Here is a 16016-nt window from a genome sequence, read left to right as displayed (position 1 = left end):
GCGAAGGCCTTTCGAATCCCTACTCCCGAATCCCGAATCCCGGCTTACTTCTTGTCATCCTTGACTTCAGTGAACTCGGCGTCGACCACGTCGTCGCCGGCGGCCTGCGCACCGCCCGGAGCCGCGCCCGGCTGCTGTTCGCCAGCGGCGGCGGCCGCGTACAGCGACTGCCCCGCCTCTTCCAGCGCCTTGGTCTTGGCCTCGATCTGGCCCTTGTCGTCGCCCTTCATCGCCGTTTCCAGGTCGGCCAGGGCCGACTCGACCTTGCCGATCACGTCGCCACCGACCTTGCTGCCGTGCTCGGTGATCGCGCTGCGGGTGGCGTGGATCAGGCCGTCGGCCTGGTTGCGCGCCTGCACCAGCTCATGGAACTTCTTGTCTTCCTCGCGGTTGGCTTCCGCGTCGGCGACCATCCGCTGGATCTCGTCGTCCGACAGGCCGGAGCCGGCCTTGATCTCGACCTTCTGTTCCTTGTTGGTCTTCTTGTCCTTGGCCGACACGTGCAGGATGCCGTTGGCGTCGATGTCGAAGGACACCTCCACCTGCGGCAGGCCGCGCGGCGCCGGCTCGATCCCGGACAGGTCGAACTTGGCCAGCGACTTGTTGTAGCGGGCCTGCTCGCGCTCGCCCTGCAGCACGTGCACGGTGACCGCGGACTGGTTGTCCTCGGCGGTGGAGAAGGTCTGCGAGGCCTTGGTCGGGATCGTGGTGTTCTTCTCGATGATCTTGGTGAACACGCCGCCCAGGGTCTCGATGCCCAGGCTCAGCGGGGTCACGTCGAGCAGCAGCACGTCCTTGACGTCGCCGGCCAACACGCCGCCCTGGATCGCCGCGCCCAGCGCCACGGCCTCGTCGGGGTTGACGTCCTTGCGCGGCTCCTTGCCGAAGAACTCGGACACCGCCTGCTGCACCTTCGGCATGCGGGTCTGGCCGCCGACCAGGATCACCTCGGTCACATCGCTGGCGCGCAGGCCGGCGTCGTTGAGCGCGGTGCGGCACGGCTCGATGGTGCGCTTGACCAGGTCCTCGACCAGCGCCTCGAGCTTGGCCCGGGTCAGCTTGATGTTGAGGTGCTTCGGGCCCGACGCGTCGGCGGTGACGTACGGCAGGTTGACTTCGGTCTGCTGCGAGGTCGACAGCTCGATCTTGGCGCGCTCGGCCGCATCCTTCAGGCGCTGCAGCGCCAGCGGATCCTTGCGCAGGTCGATGCCCTGATCCTTGTTGAATTCCTCGACCAGGTAGTCGATGACGCGCTTGTCGAAGTCTTCGCCGCCCAGGAAGGTGTCGCCGTTGGTGGCCAGCACTTCGAACTGCTTCTCGCCGTCGACGTTGGCGATCTCGATGATTGACACGTCGAAGGTGCCGCCGCCCAGGTCGTACACCGCGATCTTGCGGTCGCCGCCCTGGCCCTTGTCCAGGCCGTAGGCCAGCGCCGCGGCAGTCGGCTCGTTGATGATGCGCTTGACGTCAAGGCCGGCGATGCGGCCGGCGTCCTTGGTCGCCTGGCGCTGGCTGTCGTTGAAGTACGCCGGCACGGTGATGACCGCCTCGGTGACAGTCTCGCCCAGGAACGCCTCGGCGGTCTTCTTCATCTTCTCCAGCACCTGCGCGGAGATTTCCTGCGAGGCTAGCTTGCGGCCGTCGGCGGTGGCCACCCAGGCGTCGCCGTTATCGTGCTGGACGATGCCGTACGGGACCAGGCCGATGTCCTTCTGCACTTCGGCGTCGGTGAACTTGCGGCCGATCAGGCGCTTCACCGCGTAGAAGGTGTTCTTTGGATTGGTGACCGCCTGGCGCTTGGCCGAGGCGCCCACCAGCACTTCGCCGTCCTTGGTGTAGGCGACGATCGAGGGCGTGGTGCGGTCGCCTTCGGAATTTTCGATGACGCGGGCTTTGCCGCCGTCCATGATCGCCACGCACGAGTTGGTCGTGCCCAGGTCGATGCCGATGATCTTGCCCATTGGATGACTCCTGAAAATTTCTGGTGTCCGGCCGCTGCCGGGGTCTGGTTCGGATATAGGGATGGCCGCAGGTCATTCAAGCCATCACCGCAAATTAGCGTTCTGCCGCGGCCGCGCCGGATTCAGGCGCGGACCGCCGGCGGCACGCGTCAATCGTGCTTGGCGACCACCACCAGCGCCGGCCGCAGCAGGCGCTCGTTGAGCAGGTAGCCCTTCTGGAACACCTGGATCACGTGGCCGGGGGCGACGCCATCGGCCTCGGCCTGGCTGATCGCCTGGTGGTGCTCCGGGTTGAACGGCTGCCCGGTCGGGTCGAGCAGGGTCAGGCCGTTGTCGGCGGCGACCTTGAGCAGCTGCTTGTAGGTCAGCTCCAGGCCGTCGCGCAGCGGGCTGGGTTCGCTGCCGGCGGCGCTCAGGCCGGCGTCCAGGCTGTCGAACACCGGCAGCAGGTCGCCGAGCAGGCGCTCGTTGGCGAACTTGCGCGCCTGCTCGACGTCGCGGGCGATGCGCTTGCGCTGGTTTTCCAGGTCGGCGCGCTCGCGCAGCACGTCGGCCTTGAGCAGCGCCAGTTCGCTGCGCAGCGTCTCGATCTGCGCCTGCAGCGGATCGGTCGCCGGCTGCTGGGCCTCGGACAGGTGTTCAGAATCGAATTCGGGGTGGTCTTGGTTCATTTCCGGTTCCCTGGCGGGAGATGCACCCGCCCTACCGGACCACCTATGTGGGCGTGCGGGGCGGATTCAAGATGCTGTGTTGCATCTTCGGGATTGGAGATTGGGGATTCGGGATTGGTAGGAGCGGCGCCACGGCACGCGCCGGCTGCCGCATGCCCGCCCCTCCCTCCCCGGCTAGCGCTCTGTCGGCGGGGTCGGGTCCAGGGCCGCGCCGAGGACTTCGGCGGCGGTCTGCACCAGCGGGATCACCCGGTCGTAGTCCATGCGCTTGGGGCCGATCACCCCAAGCACGCCCAGCACCTGGCCGCCGGCCATGTATGGCGCGGTGACCAGCGACACGCTCTCCAGCGGCACCACCCCGGTTTCCTCGCCGATGAAGATGCGCACCCCGGGCGCGCGGATGGTGCGCTCCAGCAGCTGCAGGATCTCGCGCTTGCTGGCGAAGATCTCGAACAGTTCGCGCAGCCGTTCCAGGTCCGACAGGTCCTGCACCCCCATCAGCTTGGTCTGCCCGGCCAGCACCATGTCGTCGCCGGCCGGGGCCAGCGCCTGCTCGGCCAGCTCCACGCTGTGCGCCAGCAGCAGTTCCATCTCGTCGCGGGCGTGGCGCAGGTCGCGCACCAGGCTGGCGCGGATGTCGGCCAGCGCGCGCCCGGCGAAATACGCGTTCAGGTAATTGGCCACCCGTTCCAGCTCGGCCGGCTCGTAGGCCTTGCGCGGTTCGATGACCCGGTTCTGCACCTCGTTGTCGGCGAACACCAGGATCGCCAGCACCCGGCGCGCGTCCAGCGGCACGAAGTCGATGTGCCGGAACGCGAACTGCTCGCGCTTGGGCGCGCTGACCACGCCGACGAAATGGGTCATCGCCGACAGCAGCTCCGAGGCGCTGCCGAGCAGCGCCTGGGTGCCGGCGGCGTTGCTCATCTCCGCGCGCAGCCGCGCCACCTCGCTCTCGCCCGGCGGGCGCATCTGCACCAGGCTGTCGACGAACACCCGGTAGCCGGTGGCGGTGGGAATGCGCCCGGCCGAGGTGTGCGGCGAGCTGAGCAGGCCGGCGTCCTCCAGGTCGGCGAGGATGTTGCGGATCGTCGCCGGGCTCACGTCCAGCCCGGCGTGGCGGGCCAGGGTCTGCGAGCCGACCGGTTCGCCGTCGCGGATATAGCGCGAGATCAGCGTGCGCAACAGCTGCCGGGCGCGTGGGTCGAGCGAGGAGTGGACCGGGGAGGCGCGCATGCAATCAATCCGTGAGACTGGACACTAGATAATGGCTGCATGCCGGCTTGGCAAGTGATTGGCCCACCTACCCCCGCGTGCTAGCGTTGCGCGCCCCTGGATTCCGACCCCCATGCTCAGACATCTCTCGATCAAGGATTTCGCCGTCGTCCGCGGGACCGAACTGGAATTCGGCCCCGGCATGACCGTGGTGTCCGGCGAAACCGGCGCCGGCAAGTCGCTGATGGTGGACGCGCTCGGCTTCCTGTCCGGGCTGCGCGCCGACAGCGGCGTGGTCCGCCACGGCGCCGACCGCGCCGAGCTGTCGGCCGAGTTCGCCGTGCTCGAGGCCGCTCCGGCGCGCGCCTGGCTGCGCGAAAACGAACTCGACGACGACGAACAATGCCAGCTACGCCGGGTGATCCGCGCCGACGGCGGCTCGCGCGCCTGGATCAACGGCCGCCCGGTGACCCTGTCGCAGTTGGCTGAGCTGGCCGGGCACCTGGTCGAGATCCACGGCCAGCACGAACACCAGGCGCTGCTGTCGCGCGGCAGCCAGCTCGGCCTGCTCGACGCCTACGCCCGCAACGAGGCCGAACGCGCCGCGGTGCGCGCCGCCGCCGTGCGCTGGCAGGCGCTGCTGGCCGAGCGCGAGACGCTGCTGTCGCAGGGCGACGTGTCCGACCGCATCGGCTTCCTCGAGCACCAGTTGGCCGAGCTGCAGCGCGAGGACCTGGCGCCGGCGGCGATCGCCGCGCTGGACGCCAACCATCGCCGCCAGGCCCATGCCGCGGCGCTGATCGGCGCCTGCGAAGGCGCCGCGCAGCGGCTCAACGGCGACGAGGCGCCGGCGGTGCTGGAACTGCTGCAGCAGACCCGCCACGAACTCGGCAAGGTCGGCGAATACGAGCCGCGCCTGGCCGAGGTCGAAGCGCTGATCGACAGCGCCACGATCCAGCTCGAAGAGGCGCTGGCGCTGGTCGACCGGGTGCGCGACGACCTCGACGCCGATCCGGCGCAGTTCGAGGACATGGAACGCAAGCTGGGCCGGCTGCACGACCTGGCGCGCAAGCATCGGGTCACCCCGGATACGCTGGGCGAGCACCGCGACGCGCTGCTGGCCGAAGTCGAGGGCCTGCGCGGCGCCGGCGAACGGCTGGACGTGCTGGATGCGGAGATCGCCCGCGCCACCCAGGCCTGGCGCGACGCCGCCGCCGCGCTCAGCGGCACCCGCCAGCGTGGCGCGCAGGCGCTGTCGCGCGACACCACCGCGCTGATCGGCGAACTGGGCATGGGCGGCGGGCGCTTCGAGATCCAGCTCGAGCCGCACGAGGCCGAGCGCCCCGACCCGGCCGGCGCCGAGCGCGTCGAGTTCCTGGTCGCGGCCAACGCCGGGCAGCCGCCGCGCGCGCTGCGCAAGGTCGCTTCCGGTGGCGAGCTGTCGCGCATCTCGTTGGCGATCGAGGTCGCCGCGCTGGGCCTGGACGCGGTGCCGACGATGGTGTTCGACGAAGTGGACTCGGGCATCGGTGGCGCGGTCGCCGACATCGTCGGCAAGAAGCTGCGCGCGCTCGGCGAGCAGCGCCAGGTGCTGTGCGTGACCCACCTGCCGCAGGTCGCGGCACAGGGCCACGCCCATTACCGGGTCAGCAAGGCGCCGGTCGAGGGCATGACCCAGAGCTCGGTCGAACTGTTGGCACCGCGCCAGCGCGAGGAAGAACTGGCGCGGATGCTGGGCGGGGTCGAGGTCAGCAAGGAAGCCCGCGCGGCGGCCAAGCGGCTGTTGCAGAGCGCTGGTTGAGGCGCTCTGCCAGGCTGCGCCGGGTTGGCGGGCTGGGCCTGGGCTTCGGTTCGACAACCGGAGCGCTACTGCGCGCATGGCGCTGGGTCGCATCAAGCCATCAGGCGACTCGAACCCTGTGACTCGAGCCGTCAGGCGATATGAAACTTGCAGGCTTCGGATGGTGTCGGGTCGGGGCTGAAGCCCCTCCTACAGCGCACCCAGCCAGTTCGTCGCGAGTCCCCTGTAGGAGCGGTTTCAACCGCAACGAGCGGAGCCGTCCGACGCCCCAGGGGCGGAAGGCGTCGGGACTGAAGTCCCTCCCACAGTGCACCCATCCGGCTGGCTGCAAGCCCCTTGTAGGAGCGGCTTCAGCCGCGACGAACGGAACCACCAGCCGTTCCGGCCTCGGAAGCAGTCAGGACTGAAGCCCTCCACAGTGCACCCAGCCGGCTCGCCGCAAGCCCTTGTAGGAGCGGCTTCAGCCGCGACGAACGGAGCCACCAGCTGTTCCGGCCTCGGAAGCAGTCGGGGCTGAAGCCCCTGCCACAGCGCACCCAGCCGGCTCGCCGCAAGCCTCCTGTGGGAGCGACTTCAGTCGCGACGAGCGGAGCTGGGAGATCAGTGACAGCCGGCAATCCGTGGAAACCGAAGCCACTCAGGCCCTTCCTCTCCACGCGGTCTGCGGCGCTGGCCCTGCGTCGAACGCTACCGCGCCCGAACGGGCCCGAACTTAGCCCTTCTTGCCGGCCGGGCGCTTGCTGCGCACGTACAGCACCAGCGAATGCTCTTCCAGCTCGTAGCCGTGATCGGCGGCGATCTTGCGCTGCAGTTCCTCGATCTCGGCGCTTTCGAATTCGATGACGTTGCCGGTGTCCACGTCCACCATGTGGTCGTGATGGCCGCCGCGGTCCAGTTCGTACACCGCCTGGCCACCTTCGAAATTGTGCTTGAGTACCAGCCCGGCCGCCTCGAACTGGGTCAGGACCCGGTACACCGTGGCCAGGCCGATCTCGTCGCCGTGATCGAGCAGCTGGCGGTAGATCTCTTCCGCCGTCATGTGGTGGCGCGCCGACTTCTGCTCTAGCAGCTCCAGGATGCGCATCCGGGGATGCGTGACCTTCAGGCCGACTTTGCGCAGATCGTGGGATTCCATGGCGTCTCCATTCATAGCTGGTTTAGCGCCAGCTGCCTCGGGATGGGTCGCGGCGGTCATCGGGAGTGTATCATCGACCCGATTTCCCTCAGTACTGTCCCCGATGCGCAATCTCTTGCTGGTCGCCGCTGTTGCCCTGTCCACCGCTGGCTGCGGGATCATCTACAAGCAGCCTATCTACCAAGGCAACCTGATCAAGCAGGCGGCCGTCGATCAGCTCAAGGTCGGCCAAAGCAAGCAGCAGGTCAACGCGCTGCTCGGCACCCCGTCGATCCCGGATCCGTTCCATGCCCAACGCTGGGACTACACCGCGACCGAGCGCCTCGATCGCCTCGGCCGGACCGAGATCAAGAATTTCGTCGTCTACTTCGACAACGACACGGTGACCCGCTGGGAAGGCGACTATTTCCCGGACAACGATTCGGAGCTGGCCAAGAACAGCGTGCGCCAGTTCGGCCGCAACCTGGCCAAGGACAAGAAGAAGCAGCGCCGCAGCGAGTAAGCATCGCCGGCAACGCGCCTGGCGGCGCTAGCGCGGTTTCGCGCGCCGCCGCCGGGCGTCCTTCGGATCGGCCAGCAATGGCCTGAGCAGTTCGACCCGGTCGCCGTCGTGCAGGAGCTGGGTCGGCGCGGCGACGCTGCCATGAATCGCGCAGGGCATGCCCGGCGTCGCCTCGACCAAGGCCGCTGCGCTCAATGCATCGGCAACGGTGGACCCTTCGGGCAATTGCAGCGTGCGCGCGACGAAGCGCTCCGGCCAGGCCAGCACCACTTCGACCCGCAGCCCGCTCATGCGTCTTCGCGGTCGGCCACGCGCACGAAGTCGTTGACCATGCGGTCGGCCAGGCTCTGGAAGCCCAGCGCCAGCGCCGGCCCCAGCAGGCGCGAGGCCGGCTCGAAGTCCAGCGTCAGGCTGACCTTGCTGGCGTGGTCGTTGAAGCCCTGGAACTCCCACTGCCCCTGCAGGCGCTTGAACGGGCCGTCGCGCAGCAGCATATCGATGCGGTCGGGGCGCTGCAGCCGGTTTTCGGTGGTGAACCAGGTGCGGAACGAGCCCACGCCCAGGTCCAGCCGCGCCACCAGGTACTGGTCGCTATGCTCGAGCACATGCGCCGCATCGCACCAGGCGAAGCGGCGCGGATAGGCGGCGACATCATTGACCAGGTCGAACATGCGCGTTGCGGGGTGTTCGACCAGGGCGCTGCGGCGGATGATAGGCATTCGGTGCGGGGAAAGTGGACCAAGACGTTCGGGAGGCCCCGAATCGGAGACAATAGCAAGATGAGCAAGAAACCCGCCAAGGATAAAGCAAACGGCGCGACGGCCAACAAGACCATCGCGTTGAACAAGCGTGCGCGCCACGAATACCACCTGGAGGACCGCTACGAAGCCGGCCTGGCCCTGCAGGGCTGGGAGGTCAAGTCGATCCGCGCCGGCCGCGCCAACATCGGCGAGAGCTACGCGTTCGTGCGCCAGGGCGAGCTATTCCTGTTCGGCGCGCAGTTCACCCCGTTGATCCAGGCCTCCACCCACGTGGTGGCTGACGACCGCCGCACCCGCAAGCTGCTGCTGCACCGGAGCGAGATCGACAAGCTGATCGGCCGCGTCGAGCGCGACGGCTACACCCTGGTGCCCACCGCGATGTACTGGAGCAAGAACAAGATCAAGCTCGAGATCGCGCTGGCCAAGGGCAAGCAGGACCACGACAAGCGCGACGCCGCCAAGGACCGCGACTGGGCCCGCGACAAGCAGCGGATCATGCGGCGGCACAACAAGAACGCGTGATTCGGGATTCGGGATTGGGGATTGGCAAAAGCGGCAAGCGAGATGCCGCCGTTGCGAATCCCCAATCCCTAATCACCAATCCCTGCTCCATCACGTCCCGCCAAGCATCCGCATCAGGCTCGGCAACCCACGGCCCTGCATGTAGGGATCGCGCTGCAGGTCCAGGCACTGGTCGAGCAGCAGTTGCTTGACCCGATCGGGGAAGCCGATGAATTCACGGCGCACCGACAGGAACGCGGCGATCAGTCCGGACACGTGCGCGGCGGCCATGCTGGTGCCACTCATCTCCACCATCCAGGTGCCGGGCTCGTCGGCATCGTAGCGGTGATGGGCCGAGACGATCTTCTCGCCCGGCGCCACCAGGTCCGGCTTGTGCCGGCCGTCGGCGGTCGGGCCGCGCGAGGAAAAGTACGACACGCCGTAGCTGTGCGGGCTGCTCTTGTGCACCGAGCCCACCGCCAGCGCCTCCTCCAGGTTGGCCGGGTCGCCGATGCTCAGGTCCAGGTTCATCGGGTAGGCCTGCCCATCGTCCTGCATCAGCCAGGCCAGGCCGTCGTTGCCGGCCGCGATCACCACCACCACGCCCTGCCGCCATAGCCGGCGCAGTTCGTTGCACAGCGGGGTGAAGCCGCAGCCATAGCTTTCCGCATCGAAGTAGCCGCCCAGGCTCAGGTTGACCCCGTGGATGACCAGCTCGCCGGCGCGCTCGTTGATCTCGGCGACCTGCTGCACACCCTTGATGATCCAGGAGTCGCGGCCGTTGCCGTCGTCGTCCAGCACCTTCAGCCCGTACAGCCGCGCCTGCGGCGCCATGCCGGCGAAGCGCAGCGGCGTGGCCGGCGCCACCCCAGGCAGCGGCGCCTCGCACTGCCCGGCGATGATCCCGGCCACGTGGGTGCCATGGCCGTTGCCGTCCAGCGCAGCGAAGCCGGTGCCGTCGTCGCGGCGAAGTTCGCGGGCGCGGCCGCGCTGCGTGCAGTCCCATTGCGCCAGCACCGTTTCCGGCAGACCGGGCTGCTGGAAATGCGGATGCGCCGCAGCGATGCCGCTGTCCAGCACCGCCCAGCCGATGCCGCTGCCGAGCGCGCGGTACGCCACCTGCGCCGCGTCGGCCTGCACGGTGCTGCGCGACTGGTAGATCAGGGCGCGCTTGCCGGCGTCGCGCCACAGCCGTTTCAGGCTCAACGTGCGATAGCGCTCGCGCAGGCTTTCGATCTCGAAGCGGGTCAGGCGCGCCGACACGTAGCGCTGCAGCGTGTCCTCCAGCTCGATCGCCGCGTCCAGCGCCTCGCCCTTCAACCCGGTGGACGCCTGGGTCAGCTCGCGCAGCGCCGCGACCAGCTCGCGCTTCAACTGCGCCGGCTCGCGCGCGTCCGGCAGCCGGTCCAGTTCGATCAGCACCTCGTGGCGATAGTCCGGCGCGTGCGCCTCCAACTGGTCGGAGAGGTCCTTGATCAGCACCGGATGCGCGATCGGCTGGTCGAAGCCGACGCCCACCGCGCGCCGCACCTCGGCACGGACCTCGGGAATGGACAGATAGCCCGAGCCGGAATGCGGATTGCGCTGCCAATCCGGGTTGATGCGCGACCCGGCGATGTTGTGGAAGCGCCCCTGCGCATCGGCGATGTCGTCGCTCAGATCGTCGTCCAGCGCTACCGGATCGCGCCGCTCGGCGACGTTGACCCAGCGCTTCACGCAGGCCGGAAACGGCAACTTCGGCGTGCCGGTCCACTGCTTGAACATGCTGCGCACCACCGGCAGGCCCAGCGGCGAACCCAGGGTCAGCAACAGCGACACCTCGCAGTCCTCGGCCTCGAACTCGCGCAGCACGTCGTAGGCGATCAGCGAGCCCTGGCTGTGCGCGATCACCACGAACGGACCGCCACCGGCACGCATGCGCTGCAGCAGGCTTTCGCGCATCTGCGCGCGCCGCGCCGGCACGAAAAAGAAATCGTGCACGTCCTGCAGCAGCGCGGCGGAGATCAGCTTGAGCAGCATCCGGTTCAGCACGTCGATCGGACCCTGCGCATGCAGGCCGGCGGCCTCCGGTGCGGCGGCCTGCACCTCGTCCAGCAACTGCCGCAGGCACGCGCGTTCGGCGTCGCTGCCGGCCAGCGTATCGGCCAGTTGGCGCAGATCGGCCAGCTGCGGCACCACGCCCAGCGCGCCGAGCACCCGCTGCTCGGCCTGGTTCAACGCCGGGCCGCGGTCCTGGTCCTGGCAACTGCCCGGCTCCGGCGACGGATAGCGCTCGCGGCTGATCCAGTACGCCATGCGCGTGCGCTCGCCCATCTCGCGACCGAACAGGGCGCGATCCCACTGGCAGCGCAGCACCTCGGCCGGCGGCTTGTTGCCGATGCCATGGATGTAGACGACCGTGCGCGCCTGGCCCTGTGCCAGCGAGCTTTGGCCGGTGGCCTTGGGCCTGGTGGTGCGCGCCGGCGCCGGAGTGCTGGCGGCGGTGGTGACACCTGCGCCGAGATGAGACGACGGCGCACGCTTGGCGGCTGCCTGCGGCTTAATTGTCCCGGGTTTGGCCGTCTTGGGCTTGACTGCCCTGGACTTGGCCGCCTTGGGCGCGCCTGTCCTGGCTTTGTCGCCAGCCACTGTCTTCGCCGCTGTACGCCGCGCCGGCCCGCTCGACCGCACGACCGTCTTTTCCGCATTCTTCGCCTCGGCCCGCTGCGCGGCGGCCTTCTTGGGCGTGGCCCTCTTCGCCGCAACGCCATCCCGGGCAGGCGCCGCCCGGCTGGCCTGGGCGGACGCTTTCGCTGGTTTCGCTGCGGCGGCCGCTGCCGTGGCCGCTGGTTTCCCATCGCGCCCGCCGTCGCGCGCACGCTGTTGCCTGGTTGCCATCGCGGTGCTCCATGCCTGGGGGAGATCCGTCGGCGCCTACCGCCAGCTGCGCGCCGAGTGAAGCCAGCTTAAGCCGCCCCTGTCGCAAGACTTGTGACTGCCCTCCCCGATCCCTACACTGTGTCGGTCAGCGTTTTACGTTTTCCCCGGGGGTGCACTGGTTTCGACGGGGGTTGCAAAATCGCTTGGCGCATGCCGAGGGGGCCGCTTTCCTCGTAAATCCAGCAGCAAACTTATAGTTGCCAACGACGACAACTACGCACTGGCCGCTTAAGGCCTAGCCCCGAAATCGCTTGTGTCCGTGCTCGCGACGTAGGGTCATTATCACGGAATCGCCGGTGGTGGCTGCCTGTCAACCATTGGCTAAATAAAGCAGGCTGGTCCCGGGATGCGCTTCGCACATCGTGCTGTTCCGGGATGAGATCTAACGATGAGCTAAGCATGTAGTGCCGGGGATGGAGTGCCTTCGGACGGCGGTTCGATTCCGCCCACCTCCACCATCTGAACGTTCGCAGCAATTCGCGGACGTACGACAAGGGTCGGATTTTCCTGGATTCCAGGGCAATCCGGCCCTTTTTGTTTGTACCCGCCATCGACAAGACGTGCCTTGGCCGGCATGCGCGATGCGCCTGTGGGCGTTGCCGGAATCAGCGCGGTCTACCGCGGAGCAATCGCGACGGCAGCATTCGCAGCGAACACCATCGCCCAGCACACCGATTCGACGCTGCAAGTGAACGGATCGAGGTGTTACCAGTCGTTTATGAGGAGCGCCGGTAGCGCACGGCGCAGCTGAAGGTTGCGAGGCTGCATCGCGATGGATGCATCTGCAACACGTCGAAAGAAGATGGTCCAGCCGCGGATGCCTGCACCCTTGAAGCAGCCCTGAGATTTTACCTACGGCCGCACAGCTGGTGAGGGAAGGATGCGGCAGGCACTGTTAGGAAGATGTCCTCGCCGCGTGTCGGAACGACGACATGCAAGGAACGATGTCCAGCCTTGCGTTGCGTATCCCACAATTCGCGGCGCGCGTCGCTGCACCGCTCTAAGAAACGCAGCCTGCCCAGGCCAGTGCCGGCGACATACCCATCACGCGCGGTCTGTACGGTGACGGCATCGATTGCCGACTCTGGTTCGCCATGCAACTGACCAACGAACAACTGCGCATTCTGCAAGACATTCATGCCACGAAGCCCGTCACCGAAGAAGAGGCGAATTGGGCCGTGCGCGAAAACTACGCCGCGCAAGGCGAAGACGGCGACATCGCGCTCAGCCCGCAAGGCATACGCCTGATCGACGACGAAGCCCAGTAAAGCGTCACAGAGCCGTATCCCGGCGCTGGAAACGGCCGCACGCGGTGGCATGGGCGCCATCGGCTGGATGCGCATATCCAGCTCTCTTCGGCATGGACTACGCAGCAGCATCGCCATCGCGGCCGTGCATGCGCTTGGCGATGTCCTGTGCGAGGCGCTCACTGCCGCCCCTGGCGCGCATGCGAAAGCGGCCGGGCGCAAACGCGCCCGGCCGCTTCAGGATCACCGACGCCCCGCTCTACCGGAAGACTTTCCGGCAACGCGCGACGCGGCAGATCACGCCGCTTCGCGCAACAAGCCGCCAATGCCGGCGATCGCGCCGCCGATCGCCTGGGTGCGGTGATCGTCGCTCATCGCCACGCCTTCGGCGCGGACGAACTGGATGTCGGTGATGCCGAAGAAGCCGAACGCGGCACGCAGGTAGGTTTCCTGGAAATCGTTTGCCGCCGCCGGGCTGCCCGGGCTGTAGATGCCACCGCGCGAAGACGCGACGATCACGCGCTTGCCGCCTGCCAGGCCTTCCGGACCGGCTGCACCGTAGCGGAAGGTCTTGCCGGCCACGGCGAGGCGGTCGATCCAGGCCTTCAGCGAGCTGGCGATGCCGAAGTTGTACATCGGCGCGCCGATCACGACGACGTCGGCGGCCAGGAACTCTTCCAGTACCTGGCTGTTTTCGATGGCCGCCGGCTCGGCATCGCCGGCCGGCGGCGCCCAGTGGCTCAGCGGCGCGGCATGCACGTCGCGGTAGGCGACGTCCACCCCCGGATGCGCGGCGACGAACTCGGCAACGATGGCCGCGGTCAGGCCGCGCGAGACGGAATGCGCGCCAAGCGCGCTGCTGTCGATGTGCAGGAGTTTCATGGAGGTTCCTTTGCGTTGACCGCGTAGCGGCATGGCAAAGACGATACGCGCGAAACAATCCAACGATTAGCCCGTCTAAAGTACACTGATCGTTCGCAACAAGAAACGATGAGCCCGACGATGGACGGCGTCCTGCACGACCTCAACGATCTGTATTTCTTCGCCTCGGTGGTCGAACACGGCGGATTTTCCGCCGCCGGGCGCGCGCTGGGCCTGCCCAAGTCGCGGCTGAGCAAGCGCATCGCCCAACTCGAGGAGCGCCTCGGCGTGCGCCTGCTGCAGCGGACCACACGGCGTTTCGTGGTCACCGAGGTCGGCACGCGCTTCTACCAGCACTGCCGCGCGGTGCTGGAAGAAGCGCGCGCCGCGCAGGAGGCGGTCGACGAACTGCGCACCGAGCCGCGCGGCGTGGTGCGGGTCAGCTGCCCGGTGTCGCTGGCGCAGAACGTGCTGGGCCCGATCCTGCCGGCGTTCCTGCTCGAACACCCCAAGGTGCAGGTGCGGCTCACCGCGACCAACCGCCGCGTGGACGTGATCGGCGAAGGCTACGACGTGGCGATCCGCGTGCGCGACAAACTCGATACCGATGCCACCCTGGTGGTGCGCAGCATCGGCCATGCGCGCAGCATGCTGGTGGCCAGCCGCGCGTTCCTGGACACGCATGGCCGTCCGCAGACCCTGCAGGAGCTGGCCCAGTTGCCGGCGTTGTCGATATTCGAGCACGAGGGCGCGCAGCTGTGGGAACTGCTCGACGGCGACGGCAACAAGACCGCGATCGAGGTCGTGCCACGGCTGGTCAGCGGGGATTTCTCGGTGCTGATCGCCGCCGCCGTGCAACACTGCGGAGTGGCGCTGCTACCCGAGCAATACTGCGCCCCGCTGCTCGACAACGGCATGCTGGAATGGGTGTTGCCGGACTACAGCACCGCCCAGGGCCTGCTGCATTTCGTCTACCCGAGCCGCCGCGGCCTGCTGCCGGCGATCCGTAGCTTCGTCGATTTCCTGGCCGAACGCCTGCCGCAGGCCACGTTCCACCACGACTGCCAGCGGCTGGCGGCCGACCAGAGCCAGGCGGCCAGGCTGCAAATGGCCCGCGTCGCCGGCACCGTTCCCGCAGCGGCTGCGGTACCCGTGCCTCAGCGGGAGTGAAGCCCAAGGGCAACGCCCACCCTGCGCCGGCTCACGCCTTTTGCCAATTAAGGAGCATGGCGGATCGGCACGCGGCACCGCCCGAGGGCAAGGCCAGCTGCCCGGCGATCGGCCCGCGCTGCCGCACTCACGCGGCCGATGCGGCGGACGGCACACAATTTGCTTCTCCACTGCGACCCTAACGCAGCGCGATGCCCGCATGTACGCCTTTCTCGCCTTTCTCCAGCCTGTCGTCGCCAGGCCGATAGCGCGCGCCATGCAGAGCGCCGCAAGGCCGTGAGCGCCTCGATGCGCCGGCACTTCCGGCTCGGCATCATCAGGATCCTCGGGCCGACCACGGCCGCGGTGCTGTTGCTGTTCGGGGCCTATCAGTGGCTCCAGGGCCATGCCTGGAGCGCCGCCGCCGGCGCCACGCTGGCCGGCCTGGCGGCGCTGGCGACCTCGCTGGCCTTGCGCCGCGGCGACGGCCGCATGGACCCGCTGCTGACCCTGAGCTGGTTGCTGGGCAGCGCATTGGCCAGCCATGCCCTGCAGCAGGCCGCGGTGCCGTGGCTGTACCTGGTGATGATGAGCAACTTCTTCGTGGTCGCGCGCGGCGTCGGGCTGGCCTGCAACGCCACCTTGATCGTGATCATGCTGGTCACCCCGGGCACCCTGCTCGGCGCCGAGCACACGTTCTCGCTGATCGCCGTGTCGCTGCTGATCACCGGCCTGGGCTATGTGCTGTCGCTGCGGCTGGAGGGCGACCGCGTGCAGTTGGAACAACTGGCGTCGCACGACGCGCTGACCGGGCTGCCGAACCGGCGCATGCTGGAACGCAGCCTGTCGCAGCGCGTGGCCGATACGCGCCGCAAGACGCGCCGGCATGGGCTGATCGTGATCGACATCGATCACTTCAAAGAGGTCAACGACCTCTACGGGCACGCCGCCGGCGATCGTACGCTGGCCGAATTGGCAGCACTGCTGCGCTTCCAGGTGCGCGCGCCGGACGAGGTGTTCCGCTTCGGCGGCGAGGAATTCGTGGTGGTGACGCGACTGCAGTCGCGCAGCGAGCTGGCCGCCTTCGCCAAGCGCCTGCACCAGGTCACGCGCGAGGCCTTGCGCGGCCCCGGCGGCCGCATCAGCGTCTCCCTCGGCGCGGCCATGCTGTGCGGCGAGCAACACTGGCAGGATTGGTTCTCGCGCGCGGACGCGGCGCTGTACCAGGCCAAGAACGGCGGCCGCGACACCTACATGATCGCCGAGGACCTGACCCAGGAGTGATCGGTCGCGCTG

Annotated in this window: 14 protein-coding genes and 1 other RNA gene; 7 read left to right on the top strand and 8 right to left on the bottom strand. The window is 68.1% G+C overall.

Annotated elements, in window-relative coordinates:
* Positions 1-44: 44 nt before the first annotated feature.
* From dnaK to hrcA, 3 genes are all read right to left on the bottom strand, one after another.
* Positions 45-1961: a molecular chaperone DnaK gene (dnaK, locus tag HEP74_RS09240; RefSeq protein WP_185816173.1), complete on the bottom strand. Its 1917-nt coding sequence runs from the start codon at positions 1959-1961 to the stop codon at positions 45-47.
* A 149-nt stretch (positions 1962-2110) separates the two neighbouring features.
* Positions 2111-2632, bottom strand: a complete 522-nt coding sequence (gene grpE, locus HEP74_RS09235) for a nucleotide exchange factor GrpE (protein WP_185816172.1) — start codon at positions 2630-2632, stop codon at positions 2111-2113.
* A gap of 174 nt (positions 2633-2806) precedes the next feature.
* Complete coding sequence (gene hrcA / locus HEP74_RS09230) at positions 2807-3865, bottom strand: heat-inducible transcriptional repressor HrcA (protein WP_185816171.1); 1059 nt, start codon at positions 3863-3865, stop codon at positions 2807-2809.
* A 112-nt stretch (positions 3866-3977) separates the two neighbouring features.
* Between hrcA and recN the strand changes: the two genes are divergently transcribed.
* On the top strand, positions 3978-5645 hold the full coding sequence (recN, locus tag HEP74_RS09225; protein ID WP_185816170.1) for a DNA repair protein RecN: 1668 nt from the start codon (positions 3978-3980) through the stop codon (positions 5643-5645).
* A gap of 712 nt (positions 5646-6357) precedes the next feature.
* Here the strand turns inward: recN and fur are convergent.
* A complete protein-coding gene (gene fur, locus HEP74_RS09220) occupies positions 6358-6780 on the bottom strand; it encodes a ferric iron uptake transcriptional regulator (protein ID WP_179565169.1) in 423 nt (140 codons plus the stop codon).
* Positions 6781-6883: 103 nt separating this feature from the next.
* Between fur and HEP74_RS09215 the strand changes: the two genes are divergently transcribed.
* Positions 6884-7282, top strand: a complete 399-nt coding sequence (locus HEP74_RS09215) for an outer membrane protein assembly factor BamE (protein ID WP_185816169.1) — start codon at positions 6884-6886, stop codon at positions 7280-7282.
* 27 nt (positions 7283-7309) lie between these two features.
* Here HEP74_RS09215 and HEP74_RS09210 read toward each other — a convergent pair whose 3' ends face one another.
* Together HEP74_RS09210 and HEP74_RS09205 are read right to left on the bottom strand one after the other, a co-directional pair.
* Positions 7310-7573, bottom strand: a complete 264-nt coding sequence (locus tag HEP74_RS09210; RefSeq protein ID WP_185816168.1) for an RnfH family protein — start codon at positions 7571-7573, stop codon at positions 7310-7312.
* Positions 7570-8001: a type II toxin-antitoxin system RatA family toxin gene (locus tag HEP74_RS09205; protein WP_179565174.1), complete on the bottom strand. Its 432-nt coding sequence runs from the start codon at positions 7999-8001 to the stop codon at positions 7570-7572. Before HEP74_RS09205 ends, HEP74_RS09210 begins: the two co-directional genes overlap by 4 nt.
* A gap of 60 nt (positions 8002-8061) precedes the next feature.
* Between HEP74_RS09205 and smpB the strand changes: the two genes are divergently transcribed.
* On the top strand, positions 8062-8565 hold the full coding sequence (gene smpB, locus HEP74_RS09200) for an SsrA-binding protein SmpB (RefSeq protein ID WP_003467984.1): 504 nt from the start codon (positions 8062-8064) through the stop codon (positions 8563-8565).
* A 90-nt stretch (positions 8566-8655) separates the two neighbouring features.
* Here the strand turns inward: smpB and HEP74_RS09195 are convergent, their stop codons facing one another.
* Positions 8656-10896: a S8 family peptidase gene (locus HEP74_RS09195; protein WP_185816563.1), complete on the bottom strand. Its 2241-nt coding sequence runs from the start codon at positions 10894-10896 to the stop codon at positions 8656-8658.
* A gap of 673 nt (positions 10897-11569) precedes the next feature.
* On the opposite strand from HEP74_RS09195, the gene ssrA reads away from it, so the two are divergent.
* Together ssrA and HEP74_RS09185 are read left to right on the top strand one after the other, a co-directional pair.
* Positions 11570-11921: a transfer-messenger RNA gene (gene ssrA, locus HEP74_RS09190) on the top strand.
* 636 nt (positions 11922-12557) lie between these two features.
* On the top strand, positions 12558-12731 hold the full coding sequence (locus HEP74_RS09185; protein WP_185816167.1) for a hypothetical protein: 174 nt from the start codon (positions 12558-12560) through the stop codon (positions 12729-12731).
* A gap of 276 nt (positions 12732-13007) precedes the next feature.
* Here the strand turns inward: HEP74_RS09185 and HEP74_RS09180 are convergent, their stop codons facing one another.
* Positions 13008-13592 carry an FMN-dependent NADH-azoreductase gene (locus HEP74_RS09180; protein WP_185816166.1) on the bottom strand — a complete coding sequence of 195 codons (585 nt, stop codon included), beginning with the start codon at positions 13590-13592 and terminating at the stop codon, positions 13008-13010.
* 120 nt (positions 13593-13712) lie between these two features.
* Here HEP74_RS09180 and HEP74_RS09175 point away from each other — a divergent pair, with 120 nt between their 5' ends.
* Both HEP74_RS09175 and HEP74_RS09170 read left to right on the top strand, forming a co-directional pair.
* Positions 13713-14741 carry a LysR substrate-binding domain-containing protein gene (locus tag HEP74_RS09175; protein ID WP_185816562.1) on the top strand — a complete coding sequence of 343 codons (1029 nt, stop codon included), beginning with the start codon at positions 13713-13715 and terminating at the stop codon, positions 14739-14741.
* 276 nt (positions 14742-15017) lie between these two features.
* On the top strand, positions 15018-16004 hold the full coding sequence (locus HEP74_RS09170) for a GGDEF domain-containing protein (protein ID WP_255427919.1): 987 nt from the start codon (positions 15018-15020) through the stop codon (positions 16002-16004).
* Positions 16005-16016 lie beyond the last annotated feature (12 nt).

The sequence above is a fragment of the Xanthomonas sp. SS genome (assembly GCF_014236835.1).
Classification (GTDB): Bacteria; Pseudomonadota; Gammaproteobacteria; order Xanthomonadales; family Xanthomonadaceae; genus Xanthomonas_A.
Note: the sequence above shows the minus strand (reverse complement) of the source record. Positions and strands in the feature narration are given on the sequence as shown.

Bases quoted from the DNA above. Each gene is read 5' to 3' on its own strand.
- HEP74_RS09185 (WP_185816167.1), top strand. From the start codon at position 12,558: ATGCAACTGACCAACGAACAACTGCGCATTCTGCAAGACATTCATGCC.
- fur (WP_179565169.1), bottom strand. From the start codon at position 6,780: ATGGAATCCCACGATCTGCGCAAAGTCGGCCTGAAGGTCACGCATCCC.
- dnaK (WP_185816173.1), bottom strand. From the start codon at position 1,961: ATGGGCAAGATCATCGGCATCGACCTGGGCACGACCAACTCGTGCGTG.
- HEP74_RS09215 (WP_185816169.1), top strand. From the start codon at position 6,884: ATGCGCAATCTCTTGCTGGTCGCCGCTGTTGCCCTGTCCACCGCTGGC.
- HEP74_RS09180 (WP_185816166.1), bottom strand. From the start codon at position 13,592: ATGAAACTCCTGCACATCGACAGCAGCGCGCTTGGCGCGCATTCCGTC.
- HEP74_RS09175 (WP_185816562.1), top strand. From the start codon at position 13,713: ATGGACGGCGTCCTGCACGACCTCAACGATCTGTATTTCTTCGCCTCG.
- hrcA (WP_185816171.1), bottom strand. From the start codon at position 3,865: ATGCGCGCCTCCCCGGTCCACTCCTCGCTCGACCCACGCGCCCGGCAG.
- smpB (WP_003467984.1), top strand. From the start codon at position 8,062: ATGAGCAAGAAACCCGCCAAGGATAAAGCAAACGGCGCGACGGCCAAC.
- HEP74_RS09205 (WP_179565174.1), bottom strand. From the start codon at position 8,001: ATGCCTATCATCCGCCGCAGCGCCCTGGTCGAACACCCCGCAACGCGC.
- recN (WP_185816170.1), top strand. From the start codon at position 3,978: ATGCTCAGACATCTCTCGATCAAGGATTTCGCCGTCGTCCGCGGGACC.
- grpE (WP_185816172.1), bottom strand. From the start codon at position 2,632: ATGAACCAAGACCACCCCGAATTCGATTCTGAACACCTGTCCGAGGCC.
- HEP74_RS09210 (WP_185816168.1), bottom strand. From the start codon at position 7,573: ATGAGCGGGCTGCGGGTCGAAGTGGTGCTGGCCTGGCCGGAGCGCTTC.